This window comes from Empedobacter falsenii (assembly GCF_019308355.1).
GTDB lineage: Bacteria > Bacteroidota > Bacteroidia > Flavobacteriales > Weeksellaceae > Empedobacter > Empedobacter falsenii_B.
In genome coordinates this window covers 1-2392 of the sequence record NZ_JAAGKM010000089.1, presented here as the reverse complement: position 1 = coordinate 2392, position 2392 = coordinate 1, and the positions used below count along the sequence as shown (strand labels likewise).

The following is a 2392-nucleotide window of genomic DNA, read 5'->3' as shown; positions in this document are numbered from 1 at the left end:
TTTTGCCTTGATTTTGTTCTGATAAGATCTTGACGATCTGAACTTCTGTAAAATTGCTCTGTTTCATAATTATCCCTAAGTTAATAAACTATATTTTTAAACGGTCCGGTTTTTAGGGAAGATTACACAACGTTTTTCAAACGTCACTCAGACTGACGATAATGTGCTGCTGGATCGTCGGATTTTTAATTTCCTTTTAAACATTCAAATTTATTGTCATTCTGGACTCGTTTCAGAACCTCATCCTTAATCTCATCCTCAAACACATAGTATTTAATACATTTTACAATTCTAAAATCGTAAATCCCACATCATAAATCAAAAATCTTTTACATACACTCTACTACACTATGTTGTATTTAACCTGCCTTTTATAGGGATTATCTAGCAAGTTTCAATATTCACATGGTATTAATGAAAAAACTGTAAGACTAATTAAAGAAGATGAGAATTATAATATCAGTTTAAAAACAATATTAAGAATTTGTGAAGCTAGGGAAATCAAGTTATATGAATTTTTTAAGCTGGTTAACATATAACATACAAAAAGACTCCTAGTGGAGCCTTTTTGAATATTATAACTTTAATAATTCACTTAAACTATTTATTTTAATTTTTGGTAAAAATTCTTCTTCTATATTAAAGTTTTGTGAATGTATATTATTACCTTGATCTAGAAGACAGATACTTGCCCATCCTAATTTATTTGGAGTAACAAAATCCTTTTTTGGATTATCTGCTATATAAAAATAATCATCAATATCATTTTCATGGAATATTTTAAAGTTACGCTCATCTGGTTTAGTTGATCCAAATTCTTCTGAAACAATTATTTTATCAAATAAATCTTCTATCTTTAAGGCTTTCAATTTATTTCTTTGTGTTACAGAACGACCATCTGTAATCAAACCTAATTTATAATCTTTAGCTTTTATTTCTTTCAAAAGGTCATCTGCTCCCTCATTTAAAACAATGTTTGGAATATGATTTCTATAGACTTCCAATAACTCCTCCTTAGAAAAATTTGGATAGTTTTCAATCAAAAAATCAAAAACATTCTCTTTTATTTGGTATTTAAAAAACATTAAATTATATAATTCTTCTTGATTTTCTTTATCAACTAAAGTTGAAATTTCTTTATACGCAGATTTGAGAAAATCAATTTCGTACATTAATGTATCATCAAGATCAAAAATAATATATTTAGTCTTCATAATTACGAACTAAAACCTCATCATCATATCGAAGCATTAATAAATTACTTTCCCAATTTTCATTGTATTCAATGGACTTTCCTAGAATATATTCTTCAATCAAATATTTAGGATAATTAGCTCCCGCTAAATAACTTAATGGATAACCTCCTCCAAAACGAGGATTTATCTCAATTCCTATAATTCGCTTTGTTTCTGGATTAAAAAAGAACTGCATTGTTAGACATCCTACAGTGCCTTTGATATAAGAAAGTCGTTCTTTTACATAAGCGACAATCTCATTTTTGTGTGTAACTCCTTTATTAACTTCACCCGCACGAACAAAAATACGTTTACGAGGAACAATACATTTTAAATTTCCATTTTTATCATAGTAGGTATCTACCGTATATTCATCATGTTTAGCATGATCAATATATTCCATAAACATCAACTTCGGATTTTCGAAATGATAATCTGTTAATTGAGATTCATTTTCAATCAAGAAAGTATCTTTACTCAACGAACCATCATAAGGTTTGATAAATAATGGAAATGAAAGGTTATTTTTATCTAAATCTTGTGGGATATCAATATTATTTTTTACAAAAAATTCATTGATAATTCGTTTATCTCTACAGGCTTGTACAAAATCAAGAGATGAAACAATAGGAGTTATACCTTCATTCAAAAACAAGTCTTTATTTTCTGCCAAAACCAATAATTCCGTATCAATTGTAGGAACGATTATTTTTATTTCTAATTCTTTACATATTTCAAGAAGATCTGAAATGTAGTTAGCATCTGTTACTCTTTTCACAGTTCTATAACCATCAGAAATATGACATGCCGGAGCCAAAATAGGATTTAAATCTACAGTATAAACTTTATTATTTTGATTTAATGATTTTATTTCTTTTTGAAATGCTTTAACTAAAGAAACTCTTTGTCCTGCTGATGTTATAAGTATATTTGATGCCATATTATTTTATAAAACTTAATATTTGATTTAACTTAATCAACAATTTAAGACTCCATCTGCTGTTAAATAAATTAACATTTTATTTAAATTGTTATGTAATCTTCCCCTTGTTAAGAACACTTAAAAGTAGAGTTTTTATTTAATATTATTGTATTATTATTTTGATTAATTTGAAATGTAGGAAAATCATTAGGATTTTTGACCTTACCATATTTCA

The 2392-nt window shown here is 26.9% G+C and carries 3 protein-coding genes; 1 reads left to right on the top strand and 2 read right to left on the bottom strand.

What is annotated here, in order from left to right:
• The first annotated feature begins 410 nt into the window (after positions 1-410).
• Positions 411-539 (top strand): hypothetical protein, encoded by a 129-nt coding sequence (locus tag G0Q09_RS15260; RefSeq protein ID WP_371875749.1) that lies wholly within the window; start codon positions 411-413, stop codon positions 537-539.
• A 36-nt stretch (positions 540-575) separates the two neighbouring features.
• On the opposite strand, the gene G0Q09_RS14795 is transcribed toward G0Q09_RS15260, so the two are convergent.
• Positions 576-1214 (bottom strand): HAD family hydrolase, encoded by a 639-nt coding sequence (locus tag G0Q09_RS14795; protein WP_219035465.1) that lies wholly within the window; start codon positions 1212-1214, stop codon positions 576-578.
• Positions 1204-2175 carry an ATP-grasp domain-containing protein gene (locus G0Q09_RS14790; protein WP_219035464.1) on the bottom strand — a complete coding sequence of 324 codons (972 nt, stop codon included), beginning with the start codon at positions 2173-2175 and terminating at the stop codon, positions 1204-1206. Before G0Q09_RS14790 ends, G0Q09_RS14795 begins: the two co-directional genes overlap by 11 nt.
• Between the last annotated feature and the right edge of the window lie 217 nt (positions 2176-2392).

Excerpts from the sequence above, each read along its gene's own strand:
- G0Q09_RS14790 (WP_219035464.1), bottom strand. The coding sequence starts at position 2,175 with ATGGCATCAAATATACTTATAACATCAGCAGGACAAAGAGTTTCTTTA.
- G0Q09_RS14795 (WP_219035465.1), bottom strand. The coding sequence starts at position 1,214 with ATGAAGACTAAATATATTATTTTTGATCTTGATGATACATTAATGTAC.